This is a genomic window from Arthrobacter sp. FW306-04-A (genome assembly GCF_044358315.1).
In the GTDB taxonomy this organism is placed as follows: domain Bacteria; phylum Actinomycetota; class Actinomycetes; order Actinomycetales; family Micrococcaceae; genus Arthrobacter.
The window spans coordinates 3,882,203-3,902,598 of the sequence record NZ_CP084559.1 but is presented as its reverse complement, the minus strand read 5'-3'; the positions used below and the strand labels follow the sequence as shown (position 1 = coordinate 3,902,598).

Here is a 20,396-nt window from a genome sequence, read left to right as displayed (position 1 = left end):
CCCAGTCAGAACCGATCCTAGGGCCAGGAGTCGCAAACGGCGAGGGGCTTTTCCACATAAGTGGGGTGGACTATGGACAGTAGTTTCGCCGTCGGCAAACATGGAGCGGGAGAGCCGGTTTGCCAAAGTTGAGCATAGTAGACTCAACTTTGAGAACCAGTCATCTTCCCGAAAGGAGCTCTTCCATGGACGTCAAATTCACCACCAAGAGCCAGGAGGCTCTTTCAGCAGCGGCCATGAACGCCTCTACCGCCGGAAATCCGCAATTGGAGCCGGCCCACCTGCTCAAGGCGCTCATGGACCAGCGCGAGGGCGTCGCCGTCGCGCTTTTGCGCGCAACAGGAGCGGACCCGGACGCGGTGAGCGTGCAGGCGAGTTCGGCGATCAAGGCCCTGCCGTCGTCGTCGGGCAGTTCCGTGCAACAAGCGCAGCTCTCCCGCCCCTCCATGCAAGCCATCCAGGCCGCCCAGCACGAGGCCGAGAAACTCGGTGATTCCTTCGTGTCCACCGAGCACCTCCTTTTGGGACTCTCCGCCGGAAGCGACGCCGTCGGGAAACTACTTCGCGACGCCGGTGCCTCCCATGAAGCGCTCCTCGCCGCCCTACCGGGTGTCCGCGGCGACCGGAAGGTCACCTCCGCGGACCCCGAAAACACCTTCCAAGCGCTGGAGAAATACGGCACCGACCTCACTGCCGTAGCTCGCTCCGGCAAGCTGGACCCCGTGATCGGGCGGGACAGCGAAATCCGGCGGGTGGTCCAGGTCCTCAGCCGCCGCACTAAGAACAATCCCGTGCTAATCGGTGAACCCGGTGTGGGTAAGACGGCCGTGGTTGAAGGCCTCGCCCAGCGCATGGTGGCCGGAGATGTCCCGGAGAGCCTGCGGGGTAAGGCCCTGATCGCGCTGGACCTTGCTTCGATGGTGGCCGGGGCCAAGTACCGCGGCGAGTTCGAGGAACGCCTCAAGGCCGTGCTGGAAGAGATTAAGAACTCCAACGGTCAGATCGTCACGTTCATCGACGAAATCCACACCGTTGTGGGCGCCGGTGCCACGGGTGAAAGCGCCATGGACGCCGGCAACATGCTCAAGCCCATGCTGGCCCGTGGCGAGCTGCGGCTCATCGGTGCCACCACGCTGGACGAGTACCGCGAGAACGTCGAGAAGGATCCGGCCCTGGAACGCCGCTTCCAGCAGGTCTACGTCGGTGAGCCGAGTGTGGAGGACACTATCGGGATCCTCCGGGGCCTCAAGGAACGCTATGAGGCCCACCATAAGGTGGCTATCGCAGACTCTGCCCTGGTAGCCGCCGCTACGCTCTCGAACCGGTACATCTCGGGCCGTCAGTTGCCGGACAAGGCGATCGACCTCGTGGACGAGGCCGCGTCACGCTTGCGCATGGAGATCGATTCCGCTCCCGAGGAAATCGACCAGCTTCGCCGGGCCGTGGACCGTCTCACCATGGAGGAGTTGGCCCTCGCCCGCGAGACTGACGCCGCCTCGGTGGAACGCCTCGCAGCCCTCCGCGCTGACAAGGCGGACAAGAAGGAGACCCTGGCGGCATTGAACGCCCGCTGGGAATCTGAGAAGGCCGGGCTCAACCGGGTTGGTGACCTCAAAGCGAAAATCGACGAATTGCGATCCGCCGCTGAGAAGTACCAGCGCGAAGGCGACCTTGAGGCCGCCTCGCGCATTCTCTACGGCGAGCTGCCCGCTCTGGAGCGCGAGCTCAGTGCGGCAGCCGAGGAGGAGTCCGCCAGGGAGGCAAGGGGCGAAGCAAAGCCTGCGTTGATGGTCGCCGACGAAGTCACGGCGGACGATATTGCCGAAGTCATTTCCGCCTGGACCGGCATCCCCGCAGGCCGCATGCTGCAAGGCGAATCACAGAAGCTGCTGCACATGGAGGAGGAGATCGGCAAGCGGCTGATCGGCCAATCCAAGGCCGTGGCCGCCGTTTCCGACGCCGTCCGCCGCGCCCGCGCGGGCATCAGCGACCCCAACCGCCCCACGGGTTCGTTCTTGTTCCTCGGCCCCACCGGTGTCGGGAAGACCGAACTCGCCAAAGCACTGGCCGACTTCCTCTTCGACGACGAACGCGCCATGGTGCGGATCGACATGTCCGAATACGGGGAGAAGCACTCCGTGGCCCGCCTGGTCGGCGCTCCTCCCGGATACGTGGGCTACGAGGAAGGCGGTCAGCTTACCGAAGCCGTCCGGCGTCGCCCGTACTCGGTGATCCTCCTCGACGAGGTGGAGAAGGCCCATCCGGAAGTGTTCGACATTCTCTTGCAAGTGCTCGACGACGGCCGCCTCACCGACGGACAAGGCCGCACTGTGGACTTCCGGAACACCATCCTGGTGCTGACCTCAAACCACGGTAGCCAGTTCCTGGTGGATCCAACCTTGGACGCCGTGTCGAAGCGAAATGCGGTAATGGCCGTGGTCAACGCGTCCTTCAAGCCGGAATTCCTCAACAGGCTCGATGAGATCGTCCTGTTTGATGCCCTCAGCGTGGACGAACTCGCCAGGATCGTCGAGTTGCACGTGGATGAGCTGACCAAGCGGCTGCACGACCGTCGCCTGACCCTCGAGGTCACGGACGGTGCCCGCGCCTGGCTCGCGATGTCCGGTTACGATCCCGCCTACGGCGCGCGTCCGTTGCGCAGGCTGGTTCAACGCGAGATCGGCGACCGCCTTGCCAAGGAGATCCTGGCCGGGGAGATCGTGGATGGCGACACCGTGCTGGTGGACACAGCGGCCGACGTCGACGAACTCACCATCGAAGGACTCGAGGCTTTGTCAGGTCCCGACGGCGGAGCTCCGGCAGGTAGCGGCCTGACGGTTAGGCGGAAGGATTAGCCGGGCTACTTCTGAAGTACGGATTCCTTGAGTGTGTTGCCCGAGTCCACCACAATGAAGCAGTCCACGCGGCGGTCGCCTTTGTCCCAGCTGGTGGAGCTCGGGTAGACGTTTTGTTGGAGCAGCACGTACTTGCTGGATGCTTCGTTGAGCATCATGGTCCGGCAGATTTCGCGGCCTTTGTCCCGCAGTGCCGTGGTGCCGGGAAAAGAGTCCTCGGCCTTGTAGCGGAAAATGGCGCCGAGCTGGGCGGAGTGGTCGGTGTTGCATTCCACGACCCTCGCCTTGCTTGCGTTGGAGTCGAAGTCTGCGAAGCAATCGCCCAACTGGTAGTCCTTGGCCTCTACGTCCGCCGGAAGGGGCCCGCGGCTGGTGGACGTGGCGGGTTCGGGGGTGGCATCGGACACCGGACGGTTGGCCAAGGCTCCAACGAGGACCCAGATCACGACGCCGATGAGGACCAACACGCCCAGCACGATGCCGCCAAGGATGAGCCGTTGCCTCGTCATGGCATCCAGGGAGGTCCGCGCCGGGGACTCCTTTTCGGCCGGACCGGTGAACTCCGGCTCATACTGGGTAGGCTCGGCATTCTCCGGATCAAAGCCCGAAGTCCACGGTTCCTCCGCCCCTGAACCCGGGTCTACCGGCGACTCATCATCCCTTGTACCGTTGTTGCCCGGGAAGGTGTTGTCCTGGCCCATGTCTGGTTTTGCGCCTCTCCTGCGTGTGGCCCGATATTAGGGCGACTCTACCCAAGTTTTTCATGCCGATGAATGTTGAGGCTGCCGGGCGGGACTGTGACGCTGCTTTCATGAACGTCGTGGCAAGCAGTCGCTCCAGAAAGCATGTAATCTAGACATACGACAAATTGACCAAACATTCCGGGGCCTCACCGATCGCCAAGGTGACCACCTCCGGTCCAAGTACAAAAGGGGGTCACGCCATGGGGCGCGGCCGTCAAAAGGCAAAAGCTACCAAGCAGGCTCGGGACATCAAGTACTACTCCCCGAACACTGACTATTCGGCCCTTCAGCGTGAGCTGACGGGTCCATCAAGTCGCGCGACGAGCCGATTCGCGGATGATCCGCCGGAGCCGGACTACTCGGCTTACGAGGACAAATATGCGCAGGACTTGGAAGACGATGACGACGAGGTAGACACCCGCCGTATCGGATAGCTGTCGCGACCATCAGGTGCCTTTCGGCATCGAGTTGCGTACCGCCGTCGTACACGAGGTCATTTGGCATCCCCGGATGCTACGCAAACGATTGAGCCCGTGGGGCACGCCATGATTGGCGGGCCCCACGGGCCTTTTTCGTTTCCTTCTCGACGAAGCCTGTCCGCGGTGCTGTGAACATCGGTAGTGCGCTCTCGAAAGCCGTTGACAGAATGCGTTAGTGACGGCTAACGTATTAATCATGCTCGACCCACTGGAAGTCGCCGCGGAGCCGAACAGGCGGCGCCTGCTGCAAATGCTTGCGGCGGGTGAGCGCACCGTGACGGAGCTGGCTGGCGAATTCACGGTGAGCAGGTCCGCCGTTTCGCAGCACTTGTTGCTGCTGGAGCAGGTAGGCCTCGTTGCGGCCCGCAAAGAGGGACGCAACCGCTTCTATCGCTTGGACAACACCGGCATGAGAGAGCTCCGGACGCTTTTTGAGCAGTTCTGGACCACGGAGCTGGACATGCTCCTAGCTGACGCACAAAACTTCACCACCGACCGCCTTCAAACAACAGAGGAATCATCATGATTTACGACAAGACCGTTCTTCTTCCCCTCAACGTCGACCAGGCGTTCGAACTCATCACGCAGCCTGCCCGCCTCCGTCGCTGGCAGACCGTTGCCGCCCGCGTCGACCTGCAGGTAGGCGGGGCGTACCGCTGGACCGTCACTCCGGGCCACCACGCAGCCGGAACTTTCACCGAAATCGAACCGGGCAAGCGCGTTTCCTTCACCTGGGCCTGGGAGCAGCCTGAAGCGCCGGCGGACAACGTCTCCACCGTAGCCATCACCCTTGAGCCGGCCGACGGCGGGACCACGGTGCGCTTGGTGCATGAAGGCCTTCCGACGCCGGAAGCTGTCGCAGCCCACTCTGAGGGCTGGAACCACTACCTCGACCGTCTCCTTGCCGCGGCATCCACGGGCGACGCCGGTGCCGACGAATGGGCAGCTGCCCCTGCCGATCTCAACGAGCTCACCTCTGCGGACGCCACGCTTGCCGTCGTTCAGCGCGTGTTGGCGCACGTCACCGAAGCCGACGCGCAGACCCCGACCCCGTGTGCCGATTTCAACGTGTCGCAGTTGCTTGACCACCTTGCCGGATCGATTGGCGGCATCGCCAAGGCCCTGGGTGCCGAAGTGGCCGACGACGCCGAAAAGTCGCCCGAGGTGCGCATCGCAGATCTCGCGCAGCCCACGCTGGAAGCCTTCTATCGCCGCGGGCTCGAGGGCACCATCGACATGGGCTTCGCCGAACTGCCGGCCCCGATGGTCGCCTCCATTCTCAACCTCGAGTTCCTGGTCCACGCTTGGGACTTCGCCAAGGCGCTGGGCCTTGAGGTGTCGGTGGCAGATGAGCTCACCGACTACGTGGAGGTCCTCGCCCAGAACACCATCAGCGAGCAGGTCCGCGCAAGCGGCAGCTTCGCCCCGGCCCAGGAAGTCGCAGAGACGGCATCCAGCCTGGACCGCTTGGTGGCGTTCACGGGCCGCGCAGTTCACGCATAGGGGTTGCGAGGGGCTTCAAGGTGGGTCCCCAGCCGAGGGCTGTTGTCAGTGTCAGACCCCCGTACTAGTTTGAACGTGGTATCCGCTGGCGCATGCCAGCATCTTCAACGAAGGGATAGCAATGCCGCAGGTTGATAGCTACAAGCAGGGAACTCCGTGTTGGGTGGACCTGTCGTCGTCGGACATTGAGGCTTCCAAAGCCTTCTACGGTGATCTGTTCGGCTGGGAAATGGACGCAATGGATGCCGGCAACGGCGGCACCTACTACATGGCCAAGCTGCAGGACCGCTACGTCGCGGGCATGATGCAGCAAATGCCGGACATGGCAGCGGCCGGTGTCCCGTCCTACTGGGCCAACTACCTTGCCGTCGATTCGGTTGACGAGGCAGCTGAACGCGCGTCAGCGGCCGGTGGCAATATCCTGTTCCCGCCGGACAGTGTCCCCAACGGAAGCGGCCGCATGTTCTTCGCCGCCGATCCCACTGGCGCGCAGGTTGGTTTCTGGGAAGCCGGAAACCATCACGGCGCCGGGTTGGTCAACGAGCCTGGCACTGTGGTCTGGAGCGAACTGCAGACGAACGACGTCGCCAAGGCCGTGGCGTTCTATGAGGCCGTTACGGGATGCTCCAGCGAGACGGCCGCGGCCGGAGATCTGCAGGAGTACACGCAGCTCGTAGTAGATGGAAAGTCCGTGGCCGGAGCTATGAAGCAGCCCATGGAGGATATGCCGCCGTTCTGGATGACGTACTTCAATGTGGACGACGTCAATGAATCCGTGGCGAAGGCTGTGGAGCTCGGGGCCCAGGTCTTCGCACCTGCCTTCGACGTTCCCGGCATCGGCCGCATGGCAGTTCTCGGTGATCCTGCCGGAGCGGCCTTCAGCGTGATGGCTGGCGAAAGCAACTAGGTCTTAAACAGCGAGTGCCCAACCACCGGCCAGAACGGCCGGTGGTTGGGCACTCGTTGCGTTAAGAACCCTTAAGCGTAAGCGTTGACCAGGCGCACCGCGCCGCCGTCGACGCCCTTGGCACCCTGGACGTAGTCCGGGCCGCTCTTGTCCACGGATGCGGAATCCGGGGCAACAGTACCCATGACCCACGACGGCAGGCCCCGCTCGTTGAGGCGGGCAACAGCGGCGTCGGCGATCTCCGGCGACACGATGGCCACCATGCCGACGCCCAGGTTGAGAGTGCGCTCTAGATCGGCCAGGGGCACATTGCCGAGCTCGGACACCAGTTTGAAGATGGCCGGCAGTTCCCACGTGGCGCGGTCAACCGTGGCCACGAGGCCCTGCGGCAGGACACGGGCCAGGTTGGCTGCCAAGCCGCCGCCGGTGACGTGGCTGAAGCCGTGGACCGCGCCGGCCGCGGTGACGAGGCCGGAAACCGGGAAGGCGCGGGCGAGGTCCAGGCAGTCGGCTGCGTAGACGCGGGTCGGTTCCAGGAGCTCTTCACCCAAGGTCCGGCCGAGTTCGGAGACCTGGCGGTCCAGAGCCCAACCAGCGTGGTTGATGACTCGGCGGACCAAGGAGTAGCCGTTGGAGTGCAGGCCGGATGACGCCATGCCGATCACGACGTCGCCGGCGCGGACGCGGTCTGGGCCGAGTAGGGCGTCGGCCTCGACAACACCGGTAGCTGCACCGGCGACGTCGTACTCGTGCTCACCCAGCAGGCCCGGGTGCTCGGCGGTTTCGCCGCCCACCAGCGCGGTGCCGGCAACGGAACACGCAGCGGCAATGCCGCGAACGATGTCCGCGATGCGCTCGGGGACAACCTTGCCGCAGGCGATGTAGTCGGTCATGAAGAGCGGCTCGGCACCCACCACCACGATGTCGTCCACTACCATGCCGACCAGGTCGAAGCCGATAGTGTCGTGGATGTCCATGGCCTGGGCGATGGCTACCTTGGTGCCGACGCCGTCAGTGGACGTGGCCAGCAGGGGCCTCTTGTACGTGAGCAGTTTGGAGACGTCGTACAGGCCTGCGAAACCGCCGACGCCGCCGAGCACGGAGCTGTTATGCGTCGCCTTGACGGCGTCCTTCATGAGTTCGACGGCGCGGTCTCCCGCTTCGACGTCGACGCCCGCGGACGCGTAGGTGATGCCGGTTGTGTTCTCAGCGGCGGAGGATGCGGAGGTCATACAGACTCTTTCTTATCGGCGTCGGTCAGCAGGTTCTCAAACTCGGCGTCGGGTCCGGGATCGCAGCCCGTGGCGCCGGGCTTGTTCGCCGGGTCGTCCAAGTCTGCGTTGTCGGCTCCGCTGGAGATGCCCGACGTCGGCAGCCCGCCGAGGTCGGTGCGCTCCAGCAGGTTCTTGCCCAGTTTGTCCGAGCCCGGAAGCTCGATGGGGTACTGGCCTGTGAAGCAGGCGGTGCACAGGCGTTCGCGGGGTTGCTGGGTGGCGCCGATCATGCCGTCTTCGGAAATGTAGGCGAGGGAATCCGCGCCAATGGCGTGGGAAATTTCCTCGATGGTGGCACCGTTGGCGATCAGTTCAGCGCGGGAGGCGAAATCGATCCCGTAGAAGCAGGGCCACTGGACCGGTGGGGAGGAGATCTTGATGTGGACGGCTGCGGCGCCGGCCTCGCGGAGCATCCGGACGATGGCGCGCTGGGTGTTGCCGCGGACGATCGAGTCATCCACGACCACCACGCGCTTGCCGCGGATCACGGATTCGAGGGCGTTGAGCTTGAGCCGGATGCCGAGCTGGCGCAGGGTCTGCGAGGGCTGGATGAACGTACGGCCCACATAGGAATTCTTGACGAAGCCATGGGCGAACGGGATGCCGGATTCCTCGGCGTAGCCGACTGCGGCGGGGGTGCCGGATTCCGGGACCGGGATGACGATGTCCGCTACCTGGGTGTTTTCGCGGGCCAGCTGGCGGCCCATTTCAACGCGGGACTCGTACACGGAGCGTCCGGCAATCGAAGCGTCGGGGCGCGCTAGGTAGACGTATTCGAAAACGCAACCGGCCGGCGTCGCGTCCGCGAAGCGCTGGGAACGGACGCCGTTCTCGTCAATGGCGATGAACTCGCCGGGCTCGATCTCGCGAATGAAGCTCGCGCCGACCGTAGCCAGGGCAGACTGCTCGGAGGCGACAACCCAACCCCGTTCGAGGCGCCCCAAGCACAAGGGACGGATGCCATAGGTGTCGCGGGCTGCGTAGAGGGTGCCTTCGTCCATGAAGACGAAACAGAAACCGCCGCGGATCTTGGGCAACAGGTCAAGGGCGGTCTGTTCGAGGGTCTTGCCATCTTCGCCTTCGAGGAGGGCGGTGACCAAAGCGGTGTCCGAGGTGTTGCCCTGCTTCATTTCGCCGGTCAACTGGCCGCCGTTGAGCTCGAGGATCATTTCCCTGAGTTCGGCAGTGTTAGTCAGGTTGCCGTTGTGGGCGAGGGCCACCGTTCCGGTGGCAGTTGCGCCGAGGGTGGGCTGTGCGTTTGCCCAGTGGCTCGCTCCGGTGGTGGAGTAGCGGCAGTGGCCGACGGCGAGGTGCCCGGTGAGGGTGTTCAGCGTTGTCTCATCGAAGACCTGGGACACGAGGCCCATGTCCTTGTAGACATTGATGCGCTTGCCGTCACTGGTAGCAATACCAGCCGATTCTTGTCCGCGGTGCTGCAGCGCATACAGCCCGTAATAGGTGAGTTTTGCTACTTCTTCGCCCGGCGCCCAGACCCCGAAGACGCCACAAGCGTCCTGAGGTCCTTTTTCGTCGGGGAGAAGATCATGAGAAAGTTTTCCGTCGCCACGTGCCACTGGTCAATTGTCGCATGATGTTGGCGTGGTATTTTCCCTCACGCGTCTTTGTGACCGGGATCCTATGCTTCGGCGTCGTCCTCGTTAGAGTCCGGCATCGACTCGACGACGGCGCGCTGGGAACGCCGCACGCTGACCTTATCCAGGATTAGCGCGGCGATGGAACCCAGCAGTACGCCACCGGCGGCGAAGGCCACAAGGAAGAACCCGAAGACTGCGCTGCGGTCGAAGCTGGGGTCGCCCGGGAGTCCGTATGCCACGAACGCGGCGGCGATGATCCCGACAACCCCGCCAAGCGCCAGGAATGGAACGAACTTGGGAGCGCGGCGGACCGTGATCCCGCGGCGTTCGGGCCCGCCGTCGTGTGCGGTGCCATTCCGCGCGCCACCGTTCTGTGGCGTGCCGCTGGCGGTGTTCGAGTCCTCAGAAATCATGCCTTCCAGCCTACCGTTTCGAGGAGTGTGGTTTGTGGTATGAAGTCAGACCATTGACATATTGGTGTGAAGTGGGTCACTATCGATGCGAGCGGTGTCGGCCCGTTCCCCCTCCGTTTAGAAAGAGAATAATCATGAGTGATCGTTCTACGGCAGCGAAGGTGCAGGCTGTGCAAGACGCAGATGCTGCGGCCCTCGCCGAGCTTGGCTACAAGCAAGAGCTACATCGCGGCATGTCCGGCTTCTCCAACTTCGCAGTCTCGTTTTCCATCATTTCGATTCTCGCTGGCTGCATCACCTCCTTCAGCATTGCGCTCAAATCCGGTGGCCCGGCCGCCATCAACCTGGGTTGGCCCCTGGTTGGCGTCTTGGTCCTGTGCGTGGCACTTTCCATGGCCGAGGTCTGTTCGCGATACCCCACGGCCGGCGGCCTCTATTTCTGGGCTGGCAGGCTCGCCAAGCGGAACAAGCGGGCTTGGGCCTGGTACGTCGGCTGGTTCAATTTCCTCGGCGAGGTGGCCGTCACGGCCGCAATCGACTTCGGCTGCGCCACAACAATGATGGCTTTCGCGGCCCTCACCTTCGGCGTCGAGCCCACCGCGGGTGGAACGTTCGTGCTGTTCGTCATCCTTATGATCATCCACGCCCTGCTCAACAGCTTCGGCGTGAAGATTGTCAGTTTCCTGTCCAATGTCTCTGCTTGGTGGCACATTGTTGGTGTGGCAATTATCGTGGCGGCCCTGTGGATCATGCCCACAAGCCACCAGTCCTTCGACTGGACAATGACGGCGTGGCATAACGAAACCGGCTTCACCTTCGGGCCGTATGTCTTCCTCATGGGCCTGCTCATGTCGCAGTACACCTACACCGGCTACGATGCTTCCGCCCACGTTGCCGAGGAGACCAAAAACGCCGCCATCGCAGCCCCCAAGGGAATTGTCATGAGCGTCGTGGTCTCCATCATCGGCGGCTGGATACTGCTCTACTCGCTGGTCGCCGCGATCCCCGACGGGTCCGAGGACGGCCTTACCGCCCTTGCCGCAACGTCAACAGGCCTGCCGCCGGCGCAGATTTTCCTCGATGCGCTGGGCAACCCCGGCGTAGCAAAGTTCCTCCTCGCCATCGTGGTGGGCGCACAGTTCTTCTGCGGTATGGCGTCAGTGACAGCCAACTCGCGCATGACCTACGCTTTCTCCCGCGACAACGCCCTGCCGGGGTCCCGCATCTGGGCCAAGGTCAACGCCCGGAGCGGCACCCCCACAAATTCGATCTGGCTCTGCGTTGGCTGCGCCATTGTGCTCGCTTCTCCTGCCCTGTTCAATACGACCGCCTATTTTGCCGTGACGAGCGTCGCCGTCATTGGCCTCTACATTGCGTACATCACCCCGGTGTTGCTCCGCAGGCTCAACAAGAATTTCACCCCTGGGCCGTGGCACCTGGGCAAATGGAGTCCCATCATCAACTGGGTAGCGATCGTGTGGGTCGCCATCATCGTGGTTCTCTTCGTTCTTCCGCCGGTCGCAGAGATCACCATCGACACCTTCAACTACGCGCCAATCGCCGTCGCGGTGGTGTTCCTCCTTGCCACCGTGCTTTGGTACACCACGGGGCGCAGGACGTTCATGACGAGCGCCGAGCAGGAACACCTGACGATCGACGCCGATAAGCTGCTCAACTAGCACACTCGCGGGCCGCCGGCGGTTCTCCGCCGGTGGCCTCCCAACAAGGAAGGCCACCATGTTGTTCGCCGAACCGATTGAATCCCCCCTGCTGGAGACGGTCTTGCTTCCCGTGCGCGGACACATGGCCTTCGAATCGTGTGTGGAGCACTTGGGGTCCGCCATTCAGCTGGGCATCTTCAAAACCGGCGAGCGGCTGCCGCCGGAGCGAGACTTGGCCGAGCGCATGCAGGTCTCCCGGGCGACGTTGCGGGAAGCGATCAGCGCATTGCGCGCCGCCGGCTTCGTCACGACCGTCCGCGGAAGGGGTGGCGGAACCATCGTCGAACCGGTCGGCAACGCCCGTCCGCCGGAGCGTCTCGACAACAAGGACCGGCAGGAGGAGATCAGCGACATCCTCATCTTCCGTTCGGTGATTGAACCCGGAGCCTGCCAGCGGGCTGCCTCGCTCCGGCTGAGCGACGATCAGCGCCGGCTTCTGGCTGACTCGCTGGCCGAGGTTGAAAACGCGGGTTCGCCGGTGGAATACAGGCAAGCCGACGCGCGCCTTCACTTGGCTTTTTCCGCCGTTGCGGGGTCGTCCGAACTCAACAAGGCCAACACCACCATCCAGACAAGGATCCACGAGTTCCTGGCGGAAATCCCTTTTCTGCAACGGAACATCGAACATTCAAACCAAGAACATCGATTGATAGTGCAGGCCATCCTCGACGGCGAGCCTGCAGCGGCCCGAAGCGTCATGGAATTGCATTGCGAGTCCACTGCCGCACTACTCAAGGGACTACTGAAATGAGCAGCACCATGAACGACATTTCGAACACTATGCGTGCCACCGTCCACCCTCGCAATGACCGTATGCTCACCGTTGAGCAACTCAAGGCGCAGATTGGCGACGGCGTCATAGACACCGTGATTCTCGGCTTCACCGACATGCAAGGCAGGTTGCAGGGCAAGCTCCTCCATGCGCAATTCTTTCTGGATTCCGTCCTGGAGCACGGCACCGAAGGCTGTAACTACCTCCTCGCCGTTGACACCGAAATGAACACTGTGGATGGCTATGACATTTCTTCGTGGGACAAAGGCTATGGCGACATGGTCTTCGACATGGATTTGGACACCATCCGCATCCTTCCCTACCGCGAGGGAAGCGCGCTGATCCAATGTGACTTGTCCATGACCGACGGCACCCCGGTCTCCGTTTCACCGCGCGCCATGCTCAAGCGCCAGGCGGCCAAAGCGGCGGAGCACGGCTGGAAGGCGCTTGCCGGAACCGAGCTCGAGTTTGTGGTCTACAACGACTCCTACGAGCAAGCATGGGACCTGGATTACAAGCACCTCACTCCCGCCAATCAATACAACGTGGACTACTCGCTCCTGGGATCGGGACGGGTGGAACCACTGCTTCGCCGGATCCGGAACGAGATGTACGCAGCTGGCATGACAGTGGAATCCGCCAAAGGCGAATGCAACTTCGGCCAACACGAGATCGCGTTCAAGTTCGACGAGGTCGTGACCACAGCGGACAACCATTCCGTCTACAAGACCGCTGCCAAGGACATCGCCCACGACATGGGCCAATCCATTACTTTCATGGCCAAGCCCAACGAGCGCGAGGGCAATTCCTGCCACATCCACCTGTCCCTTCGTGAACTGGATGACGAGCTGGTCTTCTGGGACAAAGCCACCGGAGCCCGAACCAAAACCTACGATCACTTCATCGCTGGAGTCCTTGCGACGATGCGGGAATTCACGCTTTTTTATGCCCCGAACATCAACTCCTACAAGAGGTTCGTCAAAGGATCGTTCGCTCCGACGGCAGTAGCCTGGGGCCTCGACAACCGCACGTGCTCGGTGCGCCTGGTGGGGCATGGTCAAAGCGCGCGGCTGGAAAACCGGTTGCCGGGTGGCGACGTCAACCCGTATTTGGCACTGTCTGCCATGCTCGCCGGCGGGTTATACGGAATCGAAAATGAGCTCGAACTCGAACCGGCAACAATTGGCAGTGCTTACACTTCGGGCGCTCCCACCGTGCCGACGACGCTGCGGGAGGCCCGGGAACTATTCGCCAACTCGGTGATCGCCAAGGAAGTCTTCGGTGAGGAAGTGGTGCGGCACTACGTGAACTATGCCGACGTCGAACTGGCAGCTTTTGAGTCCGCCATCACGGACTGGGAGCTCCGCCGCGGCTTCGAAAGGTTGTAGGGCAATGACTCAGACCCAGACGCCTGCACCTGATTCAACCCGGCCGCCTCGCATCGCCCTCACCACCTACCTTCAAAACGCGAAATGGGGGGTTTGGGACGCAACAGCCGCAGTTCTGCCAGGTACATATTTGGAGGCTGTCGTAGCGGCCGGCGGCACACCTCTCCTGCTGCCCCCCATCGGCACCGATACTTCCGTGCTTGACCTGGTGGATGGCCTCATTGTGGTGGGAGGGGCCGACGTCGATCCCGGAAACTACGACGCCGAGCCCCACCCAAGCACTCGCAGTCAGCCTGAGCGGGACGAACACGACATCGCGCTGACGCTGGCCGCTTTGGAGAAGGGCATTCCCCTTTTCGCGATCTGCCGCGGTGCGCAAATCCTGAACGTTGCCTTGGGCGGAAACCTCATCCAGCATGTGCCTGACGTTCTGCCCGAGGCGAACTACCAACCCGCGCCAGGGGTCCATGGCGAGGTTGAGTTCGGTACTCGGCCGGGGAGCATCATCGCGGAGCTACTCAGCGAGCGGGCATCGGCGCCCGTCTACCACCACCAAATTCTGGACCGGGTGGCAGACGGACTTTGCGTCACGGCGTATGCAACAGACGGCACGATTGAGGCTGTCGAGTCCACTCAGGGAAGCTGGGCGCTTGGCGTTCAGTTCCACCCGGAACAAAACCCCTCTGATCTCCGCCTCTTCGAAGGATTCATCGAATCCGCCAGACGCTACCGGGACGGCGAACCCTACGCTGACCGCCTCGACTCATCGATGCAGTTCAAACCAACAGAAAAGAGCCGGGCGTGAGTGCCGCAACTTTTGACATCATCAATCCGGCCACCGAAGAATTCCTTCAAACCGTTGAGCTCACATCGCTCGCGGAGACCGACGCTCTGATTGCCCGCGCCGCGGCCGCCTTTGAGTCCTGGCGGAAAGTGTCGCCGTCGGACCGGGCACTGCTCTTGCGCCGGTTCGCGGCCGCCGTCGACGCCGATCTGGAAAACCTCGCGCAACTCGAAGTCCGCAACGCGGGACATACGATTGGCAACGCCCGCTGGGAAGCGGGCAATGCGCGCGACGTCATCAGCTACTACTCAGCGGCCCCTGAGCGGCATTTCGGGCGGCAGATTCCCGTTGCCGGAGGCTTGGACGTGACGTTCCACGAGCCGCTGGGCGTCGTGGGCATTATTGTCCCCTGGAACTTTCCCATGCCGATCGCGGCGTGGGGCTTCGCGCCGGCACTCGCGGCTGGCAACACGGTGGTACTCAAACCAGCAGAACTTACGCCGCTGACGGCAATCAGGCTGGGTGAGCTGGCGCTCGAGGCCGGACTGCCCGACGGCGTGCTGACCATCATCCCGGGAAAGGGGTCCGTGGTGGGCGCGCGCTTCGTGACCCACCCGGCGGTGCGAAAGATCGTGTTTACCGGATCCACCGGAGTTGGCAAGCAGATCATGGCCGGTTGTGCCGACCAAGTGAAGCGAGTGACGCTCGAATTGGGTGGCAAGAGCGCGAACATCGTATTCGCCGACGCCGACCTTCCGACCGCAGCAGCCGCAGCTCCCGGAGGCGCCTTCGACAACGCCGGCCAGGACTGCTGCGCCAGGTCCCGGATCCTCGTGGAAAAATCTGCCTACGATGCCTTTCTTGAACTCTTGGAACCCGCCGTTCGGGCTGTCAAAGTTGGCGACCCGGCTGATGAAAGCACCGTCATGGGCCCATTGATTTCCGCCCGGCAGCGGGAAACCGTCGCGGGTTTCGTGCCTTCGGGGGCACCCATAGCCTTCCAGGGCGAGGTACCCGAGGGGCCCGGTTTCTGGTTTCCGCCCACCGTTCTGGCTCCCGACTCCCTTGACGATCCGGCGGTGCGTGAGGAGATCTTCGGACCCGTCGTCGTCGTCGTTCCCTTCAGCGACGAGGCGGACGCCGTGAGGATTGCCAATGACACCGAGTATGGCCTCTCCGGGTCCATTTGGACCCAAGACATCGGCCGGGCTTTGCGCGTGGCCCGTGGGGTTGACGCCGGCAACCTCTCGGTGAACTCCCACTCTTCAGTCCGGTATTCGACACCGTTCGGCGGCTTCAAACAGTCGGGCCTGGGCCGCGAACTGGGTCCCGACGCGCTCGATTCCTTCAGCGAAGTAAAGAACGTCTTCATCGCACACTGAGCCCCAACTTTGGAAGCCCCATCATTCAAGGAGAGATCACTATGACCGAATTCATTTCAAACCGACTCAAGGACCGCACCGCTGTCATCACCGGCGGTGGCAGCGGGATCGGCTTGGCCACGGCAAAGCGTTTCGCCTCGGAGGGTGCCAATGTGGTTATCGCCGATATCGATCCGGCAGCCGGGGAGGCCGCCGCGGCTGCCGTCGATGGCATCTTCGTGAAGGTCAATGTCACGGACGAGCAGGAAGTCATCGACCTCTTCGCCGCCGCCAAGAGCCACTACGGCAGCGTGGATATCGCCTTCAACAATGCGGGCATTTCGCCGCCGGACGATGCTTCGATCCTTGACACCGGAATCGACGCCTGGCGCCGGGTCCAGGAGGTCAACCTGACCAGCGTCTACTACTGCTGCAAATACGCGCTGCCGTACATGTTGGAGCAGGGCAAAGGCTCGATCATCAACACCGCGTCTTTTGTGGCCGTGATGGGTGCGGCCACTTCGCAGATTTCATACAGCGCTTCCAAGGGTGGCGTGCTGGCCATGACCCGTGAGCTGGGCGTCGAATTCGCGCGTAAGGGTGTGCGAATCAACGCACTATGCCCGGGGCCGGTCAACACCCCTTTGTTGAAGGAACTCTTCGCCTCCGATCCGGAGCGAGCCGCCCGCCGCTTGGTCCACGTGCCCCTGGGACGTTTCGCCGAGCCCGAGGAACTGGCAGCCGCGGTCGCTTTCCTGGCGAGTGATGACGCCTCGTTCATTACCGCATCGACCTTCATGGTTGACGGCGGCATCTCCGGAGCCTACGTCACCCCCATCGACTAGTGCCGCGATCCACGTCCATCGATTGCTCCGCCGGTTCCCGGCCGGCGGGGCAATCGACGGGAAGAACTAGCTTCCTCGGTAAGTGGAGAACGCGAAGGGGCTGAGCAGCAACGGCACGTGGTAGTGCTCGCCGGCGTCGGACACCGTGAAGCTCAAGTCCACTTCCGGGAAAAAGGTGTCTACGCCTTGTGCCTTGTAGTACGGACCGGTCGCAAAGTTCAACCGGTAGCTGCCGCCGTCGACCCTTTCCGGACCCAGATCCTTGATCCGGCCGTCTGCATCGGTGGTGCCGCTTGCTACGTGCCGCCAGTTGTCGCCGTCGCGCACTGAGAGAACGACGGCGACGCCCGCCGCCGGGCGGCCGGAGCCTGTGTCCAGGATGTGGGTGGTTATCTGGGAAACGCTCATTTGGTCGCTCCTTCGCTGATCGAGCTGGACTCATTGATCACGCCGGCAATCCGCAGCAATGCGATTTCGCGCAACTGGCCGGCCACGATGACGTCCTCTTCTTCCCCGGCGTGGGTCAATCGTTCCTGGAGTGACGCCAGGATTTCCCCGGCAGTCCGGCCCGCAGCGCGGATCAGGAAGACGCGGCCGAACTTGGCCTCGTACTCACGGTTGCCTTCGGCCAAAGCGGTGACGACGCCGTCGTCGCTGGGGTCGACGCCGGCCTGCTCGGAGCGGGACATCGCGGCCTCGGTGGTGTGGGCCTTGGGCCGTTCCCCGATCCGAGGGTGGTGGGCCATGGCGGCGGCCACTTCGTCCGACGTGAACGGCTCGGCAGTTTCCCGGGCGAATTGGAGCAGGGAGTCCAGGCTGCTGAAAGGGCGCGCATCGGCGATGTGCTCCACCCAGCGCTGGATGTCGAGGCATGGGCGGAGGACGTCGATGGCGTCCGCACGGTCCACGCTGTTGAATACTTCAAGCTGCATGCTTGTTCGTTCCTCGTGCGAGTGCTGGCATCCATGGTGTTGGCTATGCGGAACTCCGGCGATTCCCGCCGGATGGGCCTGCGCGCCTCCGCGCCTCAGGCCTTCCACATCATGGAACTGTTATTTCAGCATACGTAATAGTGAATCCAAAGACCGCCGTGGTGTCAAGAGAATACCGCAGGTACGCCCCTCCCGCCCTCCGACGCTCGCTCACCTTTGCCGGCGTTTCCCGAAACGCTCGCTCACCTTTGCCGGCGTTTCCCGAAACGCTCGCTCACCTTTGCCGGCTGGTGGACAATGTCAGCAACGAGCCAAAGGAGTTCCGCTATGCCCGAGGTCCTGACTTCCCGGTATCTCTTCGGACCGGGTCCCAGCAATTGCTATCCGGAAGTGACTGCCGCGCTGGCCTATCCGGTGATCGGGCATCTGGATCCCGTGTTCATCGAGCGCCTTGACCGGACATGCGCGGGGCTTCGGACGGTGTGGGGGACCCGGAACACCCGCACGTTGCCGCTGAGCGCCACCGGCTCCGGCGGGATGGAAGCGGCCTTTGTTAATACAGTGTCAGACGGCGACGTCGCCGTGATTGCCGTCAATGGCCTTTTCGGGGAGCGCATGTGCGAGGTTGCGCGGCGCTGTGGGGCCACGGTAGTACGCGTCGACCACGAATGGGGCCAGCCCGTGGATGCCGAGCGGGTCCTATCCGCGCACCCCCATCCCAATGTGATAGCCGCCGTCCATGCCGAAACCTCCACAGGCGTCCTGTCCGACGTCGCGCCCCTCGGCGCCGGCAAGGGCGATGCTCTCCTGATCGTGGACGCGGTGACTTCCATCGGCGGACTGGAGCTGTTGGCTGACGAGTGGGGGATCGACGTCGGCTATGCCGGCACTCAGAAGTGCCTCGGAGTGCCTCCTGGCTTGTCGCCGTTCACGGTGTCGGAGCGTGCGTTCGAACACCGAATCAAGGAGCCGCGTTCGTGGTACCTGGATATCGGACTCCTCGGTGGATATGTCGGAGCGGCGAGCGGCAGCCGGACTTATCATCACACTGCGCCGGTGACCATGATCGCCGGGCTCGAGGCTGCACTGGACCGCATCCTCGCCGAGGGGCTCGCGGCTGTTCAAGCGCGGCACCGTGCAGCCGCGGCCGAGCTGCGGGACGGCCTTGAAGCGATGGGGCTGAAGCTGTTTGCCGCGGAGGGCTCGCGATTGCCGAGCCTCACCACGGTCAAAGTGCCCGACGGCGTGGACTCGGTGGCGGTGCGCGCTTACCTTCTGGAGAACTTCAGTATGGAGATAGGTTCCGGGGCCGGTGCGTTTACGTCCACTGTCTGGCGGATCGGCATGATGGGTCCGAATGCAAACAGGGCATCGGTGAAGCTGATCCTGGGCGCGTTGGAAGAAGCGATCGCGAAGGCCTGACGCTCGCTCGCATATCGGCGCTCAAACCGTGACGCACGCTCACCTATAGGGAAAAACAGGACCCTCCTGCAGACGATGAACTGCAGGAGGGTTCCGTCGTTTGGGCTTATATGTGATCGAGCGTCACGCCGGGAGGGCTTATATGTGATCGAGCATCACGCCGGGAGGGCTGGGCGCTACAGCCCCAGTTCGGCCTTCAGGGCTGCTACGTGGCCCTGGGCCTTGACCTGGTACTGGGTCAGCTTGACCTTGCCTTCGCCGTCGAGCACTACGGTGGAGCGGACCAGGCCGTCAACCACTTCGCCGTTCACGAGCTTCTCGCCCCAGGCACCGTAAGCCAGCGCCACGGTGTGGTCTTCGTCGGAGAGGAGCGGGAAGGTCAGGGAGTAGTCGCCGGCGAAGCTTGCGATCTTTTCCGGAGCATCGGGGGAGATGCCCAGGACTTCGTAGCCGGAGGATTGCAGGCTGGACAGGCTGTCGCGGAAGTCGCAGGCCTCGGTGGTGCAGCCAGGGGTGGCGGCTTCCGGGTAGAAGTACACGATGACGTTGCGTCCGCGGTAATCGGACAGGGAGACCTTCTGGCCTTCTGTGTTAAGCAGCGCGAAATCGGGGGCCTGGGTTCCGGCGAGGAGTTTCTGGGTCATGTTGCGATCCTTGACTTGTCGGGCAACCGCCGTGGCCGGCGATCAATCTAAAGGTGTAACGGGCTGCCTAGATGCAGTATTCCGCAGGTCCGCGGACTGTGGAACCTGGTCCGGGCACGAACTGGTAACCGCCTCCACGCACTGTGGCGATGACATGGCGGGCTGAGCCCAGCTTGCGCCGGACGCGTCCAACATACACGTCGATCGACCGGAATGCCGCGCCGGGACAGTCAAGTGACTCCAAAAAACGTTGCAATTCTTCACGTGGGATGGGCCGGGACAAGTTTTCCACGAGGTAGCGAAGAAGGCTGTGTTCCATCGCCGTGAAGCTGACCGGGACACCGTCCAAGAGAACGGTGTCGGCGGCCAGGTCCACTGCCACGCTGCTGCGCCGGCCAGCCAGTGAAACGGGCGGGTTGGCAGCGGCGGGGCGGTTTCCGGCGTCGAACGTTTCCGTTCCGGAGACACCAGTGCCGCCGTCGGACGCGCCGGAACCACTGGACGTTGCAGCTCCGGCGGCGGGCCAAAGGAGGACTTCCGCCCCCGGAGCAAGTCTGCGGGCTCGGGCCAGGACCGCTTCAGCGGCCCGCGCCCAAACCTCGGGATCGATCTCGCGGCCTTCGCCGGGCTGTACCCACAGGGCCAGGCCACGCGGGTGCAGGCCGGGCCGAAGCGCGGAAGGCCGGGCGGCTTGGTGCCGCGAGGCGTTGAGCCGTGCGGGCAGTTGCCCGTACGGGGCATGGACGTTGACGGCCATG

20 protein-coding genes are annotated in these 20,396 nt (G+C 63.2%); 12 read left to right on the top strand and 8 right to left on the bottom strand.

The window, feature by feature from the left end:
• The first annotated feature begins 185 nt into the window (after positions 1-185).
• The gene (gene clpB / locus LFT43_RS18165) at positions 186-2,855 is read left to right on the top strand and encodes an ATP-dependent chaperone ClpB (protein ID WP_395799197.1); all 2,670 of its coding nucleotides are present in this window, start codon (positions 186-188) and stop codon (positions 2,853-2,855) included.
• A gap of 5 nt (positions 2,856-2,860) precedes the next feature.
• Here clpB and LFT43_RS18160 read toward each other — a convergent pair whose 3' ends face one another.
• Positions 2,861-3,556 (bottom strand): septum formation family protein, encoded by a 696-nt coding sequence (locus LFT43_RS18160; RefSeq protein ID WP_395799195.1) that lies wholly within the window; start codon positions 3,554-3,556, stop codon positions 2,861-2,863.
• A gap of 242 nt (positions 3,557-3,798) precedes the next feature.
• Between LFT43_RS18160 and LFT43_RS18155 the strand changes: the two genes are divergently transcribed.
• The 4 genes from LFT43_RS18155 (at position 3,799) to LFT43_RS18140 (ending at position 6,487) form a co-directional block, all read left to right on the top strand.
• Positions 3,799-4,032, top strand: a complete 234-nt coding sequence (locus LFT43_RS18155; RefSeq protein WP_028265518.1) for a DUF3073 domain-containing protein — start codon at positions 3,799-3,801, stop codon at positions 4,030-4,032.
• A 241-nt stretch (positions 4,033-4,273) separates the two neighbouring features.
• Entirely contained in the window at positions 4,274-4,603 is a 330-nt protein-coding gene (locus LFT43_RS18150) for an ArsR/SmtB family transcription factor (protein ID WP_395799192.1), read from the top strand.
• Entirely contained in the window at positions 4,600-5,580 is a 981-nt protein-coding gene (locus LFT43_RS18145) for a TIGR03086 family metal-binding protein (protein ID WP_395799190.1), read from the top strand. The genes LFT43_RS18150 and LFT43_RS18145 overlap by 4 nt, the downstream gene beginning before the upstream one ends.
• A 121-nt stretch (positions 5,581-5,701) precedes the next feature.
• On the top strand, positions 5,702-6,487 hold the full coding sequence (locus LFT43_RS18140) for a VOC family protein (RefSeq protein WP_395799188.1): 786 nt from the start codon (positions 5,702-5,704) through the stop codon (positions 6,485-6,487).
• A 71-nt stretch (positions 6,488-6,558) separates the two neighbouring features.
• Here the strand turns inward: LFT43_RS18140 and purM are convergent, their stop codons facing one another.
• The 3 genes from purM to LFT43_RS18125 all read right to left on the bottom strand — a co-directional run bounded on the left by purM (position 6,559) and on the right by LFT43_RS18125 (position 9,769).
• Positions 6,559-7,719: a phosphoribosylformylglycinamidine cyclo-ligase gene (gene purM, locus LFT43_RS18135; RefSeq protein ID WP_395799186.1), complete on the bottom strand. Its 1,161-nt coding sequence runs from the start codon at positions 7,717-7,719 to the stop codon at positions 6,559-6,561.
• Positions 7,716-9,335 carry an amidophosphoribosyltransferase gene (gene purF, locus LFT43_RS18130; protein ID WP_395799184.1) on the bottom strand — a complete coding sequence of 540 codons (1,620 nt, stop codon included), beginning with the start codon at positions 9,333-9,335 and terminating at the stop codon, positions 7,716-7,718. Before purF ends, purM begins: the two co-directional genes overlap by 4 nt.
• Before the next feature lie 62 nt (positions 9,336-9,397).
• Positions 9,398-9,769, bottom strand: a complete 372-nt coding sequence (locus tag LFT43_RS18125) for a hypothetical protein (RefSeq protein ID WP_395799182.1) — start codon at positions 9,767-9,769, stop codon at positions 9,398-9,400.
• Between the two features lie 134 nt (positions 9,770-9,903).
• Between LFT43_RS18125 and LFT43_RS18120 the strand changes: the two genes are divergently transcribed.
• Genes LFT43_RS18120 through LFT43_RS18095 form a run of 6 tightly spaced genes read left to right on the top strand, consistent with a single transcriptional unit; the run spans position 9,904 to position 16,640 of the window.
• Positions 9,904-11,448 (top strand): amino acid permease, encoded by a 1,545-nt coding sequence (locus tag LFT43_RS18120; protein ID WP_395799180.1) that lies wholly within the window; start codon positions 9,904-9,906, stop codon positions 11,446-11,448.
• A gap of 58 nt (positions 11,449-11,506) precedes the next feature.
• Complete coding sequence (locus LFT43_RS18115) at positions 11,507-12,241, top strand: FadR/GntR family transcriptional regulator (protein WP_395799178.1); 735 nt, start codon at positions 11,507-11,509, stop codon at positions 12,239-12,241.
• 29 nt (positions 12,242-12,270) lie between these two features.
• Positions 12,271-13,650 (top strand): glutamine synthetase family protein, encoded by a 1,380-nt coding sequence (locus tag LFT43_RS18110; protein WP_395803155.1) that lies wholly within the window; start codon positions 12,271-12,273, stop codon positions 13,648-13,650.
• Between the two features lie 4 nt (positions 13,651-13,654).
• Positions 13,655-14,455 (top strand): gamma-glutamyl-gamma-aminobutyrate hydrolase family protein, encoded by an 801-nt coding sequence (locus LFT43_RS18105; RefSeq protein ID WP_395799176.1) that lies wholly within the window; start codon positions 13,655-13,657, stop codon positions 14,453-14,455.
• The gene (locus LFT43_RS18100; protein WP_395799174.1) at positions 14,452-15,816 is read left to right on the top strand and encodes an aldehyde dehydrogenase family protein; all 1,365 of its coding nucleotides are present in this window, start codon (positions 14,452-14,454) and stop codon (positions 15,814-15,816) included. Before LFT43_RS18105 ends, LFT43_RS18100 begins: the two co-directional genes overlap by 4 nt.
• A gap of 41 nt (positions 15,817-15,857) precedes the next feature.
• The gene (locus LFT43_RS18095) at positions 15,858-16,640 is read left to right on the top strand and encodes a 3-oxoacyl-ACP reductase (protein ID WP_265979871.1); all 783 of its coding nucleotides are present in this window, start codon (positions 15,858-15,860) and stop codon (positions 16,638-16,640) included.
• A gap of 66 nt (positions 16,641-16,706) precedes the next feature.
• Here the strand turns inward: LFT43_RS18095 and uraH are convergent, their stop codons facing one another.
• Together uraH and uraD are read right to left on the bottom strand one after the other, a co-directional pair.
• Complete coding sequence (gene uraH, locus LFT43_RS18090) at positions 16,707-17,048, bottom strand: hydroxyisourate hydrolase (protein WP_265979873.1); 342 nt, start codon at positions 17,046-17,048, stop codon at positions 16,707-16,709.
• A complete protein-coding gene (gene uraD / locus LFT43_RS18085) occupies positions 17,045-17,572 on the bottom strand; it encodes a 2-oxo-4-hydroxy-4-carboxy-5-ureidoimidazoline decarboxylase (RefSeq protein WP_395799172.1) in 528 nt (175 codons plus the stop codon). Before uraD ends, uraH begins: the two co-directional genes overlap by 4 nt.
• Before the next feature lie 327 nt (positions 17,573-17,899).
• Between uraD and LFT43_RS18080 the strand changes: the two genes are divergently transcribed.
• Positions 17,900-18,994 carry a pyridoxal-phosphate-dependent aminotransferase family protein gene (locus LFT43_RS18080; protein ID WP_395799170.1) on the top strand — a complete coding sequence of 365 codons (1,095 nt, stop codon included), beginning with the start codon at positions 17,900-17,902 and terminating at the stop codon, positions 18,992-18,994.
• A gap of 176 nt (positions 18,995-19,170) precedes the next feature.
• Here LFT43_RS18080 and bcp read toward each other — a convergent pair whose 3' ends face one another.
• A complete protein-coding gene (bcp, locus tag LFT43_RS18075; RefSeq protein WP_395799168.1) occupies positions 19,171-19,638 on the bottom strand; it encodes a thioredoxin-dependent thiol peroxidase in 468 nt (155 codons plus the stop codon).
• Positions 19,639-19,705: 67 nt separating this feature from the next.
• Entirely contained in the window at positions 19,706-20,395 is a 690-nt protein-coding gene (locus LFT43_RS18070; protein ID WP_395799166.1) for a winged helix-turn-helix domain-containing protein, read from the bottom strand.
• Position 20,396: the final 1 nt, after the last annotated feature.

Excerpts from the sequence above, each read along its gene's own strand:
- clpB (WP_395799197.1), top strand. The coding sequence starts at position 186 with ATGGACGTCAAATTCACCACCAAGAGCCAGGAGGCTCTTTCAGCAGCG.
- LFT43_RS18160 (WP_395799195.1), bottom strand. The coding sequence starts at position 3,556 with ATGGGCCAGGACAACACCTTCCCGGGCAACAACGGTACAAGGGATGAT.
- LFT43_RS18155 (WP_028265518.1), top strand. The coding sequence starts at position 3,799 with ATGGGGCGCGGCCGTCAAAAGGCAAAAGCTACCAAGCAGGCTCGGGAC.
- LFT43_RS18150 (WP_395799192.1), top strand. The coding sequence starts at position 4,274 with ATGCTCGACCCACTGGAAGTCGCCGCGGAGCCGAACAGGCGGCGCCTG.
- LFT43_RS18145 (WP_395799190.1), top strand. The coding sequence starts at position 4,600 with ATGATTTACGACAAGACCGTTCTTCTTCCCCTCAACGTCGACCAGGCG.
- LFT43_RS18140 (WP_395799188.1), top strand. The coding sequence starts at position 5,702 with ATGCCGCAGGTTGATAGCTACAAGCAGGGAACTCCGTGTTGGGTGGAC.
- purM (WP_395799186.1), bottom strand. The coding sequence starts at position 7,719 with ATGACCTCCGCATCCTCCGCCGCTGAGAACACAACCGGCATCACCTAC.
- LFT43_RS18125 (WP_395799182.1), bottom strand. The coding sequence starts at position 9,769 with ATGATTTCTGAGGACTCGAACACCGCCAGCGGCACGCCACAGAACGGT.
- LFT43_RS18120 (WP_395799180.1), top strand. The coding sequence starts at position 9,904 with ATGAGTGATCGTTCTACGGCAGCGAAGGTGCAGGCTGTGCAAGACGCA.
- LFT43_RS18115 (WP_395799178.1), top strand. The coding sequence starts at position 11,507 with ATGTTGTTCGCCGAACCGATTGAATCCCCCCTGCTGGAGACGGTCTTG.
- LFT43_RS18110 (WP_395803155.1), top strand. The coding sequence starts at position 12,271 with ATGCGTGCCACCGTCCACCCTCGCAATGACCGTATGCTCACCGTTGAG.
- LFT43_RS18105 (WP_395799176.1), top strand. The coding sequence starts at position 13,655 with ATGACTCAGACCCAGACGCCTGCACCTGATTCAACCCGGCCGCCTCGC.
- LFT43_RS18095 (WP_265979871.1), top strand. The coding sequence starts at position 15,858 with ATGACCGAATTCATTTCAAACCGACTCAAGGACCGCACCGCTGTCATC.
- uraH (WP_265979873.1), bottom strand. The coding sequence starts at position 17,048 with ATGAGCGTTTCCCAGATAACCACCCACATCCTGGACACAGGCTCCGGC.
- uraD (WP_395799172.1), bottom strand. The coding sequence starts at position 17,572 with ATGCAGCTTGAAGTATTCAACAGCGTGGACCGTGCGGACGCCATCGAC.
- LFT43_RS18080 (WP_395799170.1), top strand. The coding sequence starts at position 17,900 with ATGCCCGAGGTCCTGACTTCCCGGTATCTCTTCGGACCGGGTCCCAGC.
- bcp (WP_395799168.1), bottom strand. The coding sequence starts at position 19,638 with ATGACCCAGAAACTCCTCGCCGGAACCCAGGCCCCCGATTTCGCGCTG.
- LFT43_RS18070 (WP_395799166.1), bottom strand. The coding sequence starts at position 20,395 with ATGGCCGTCAACGTCCATGCCCCGTACGGGCAACTGCCCGCACGGCTC.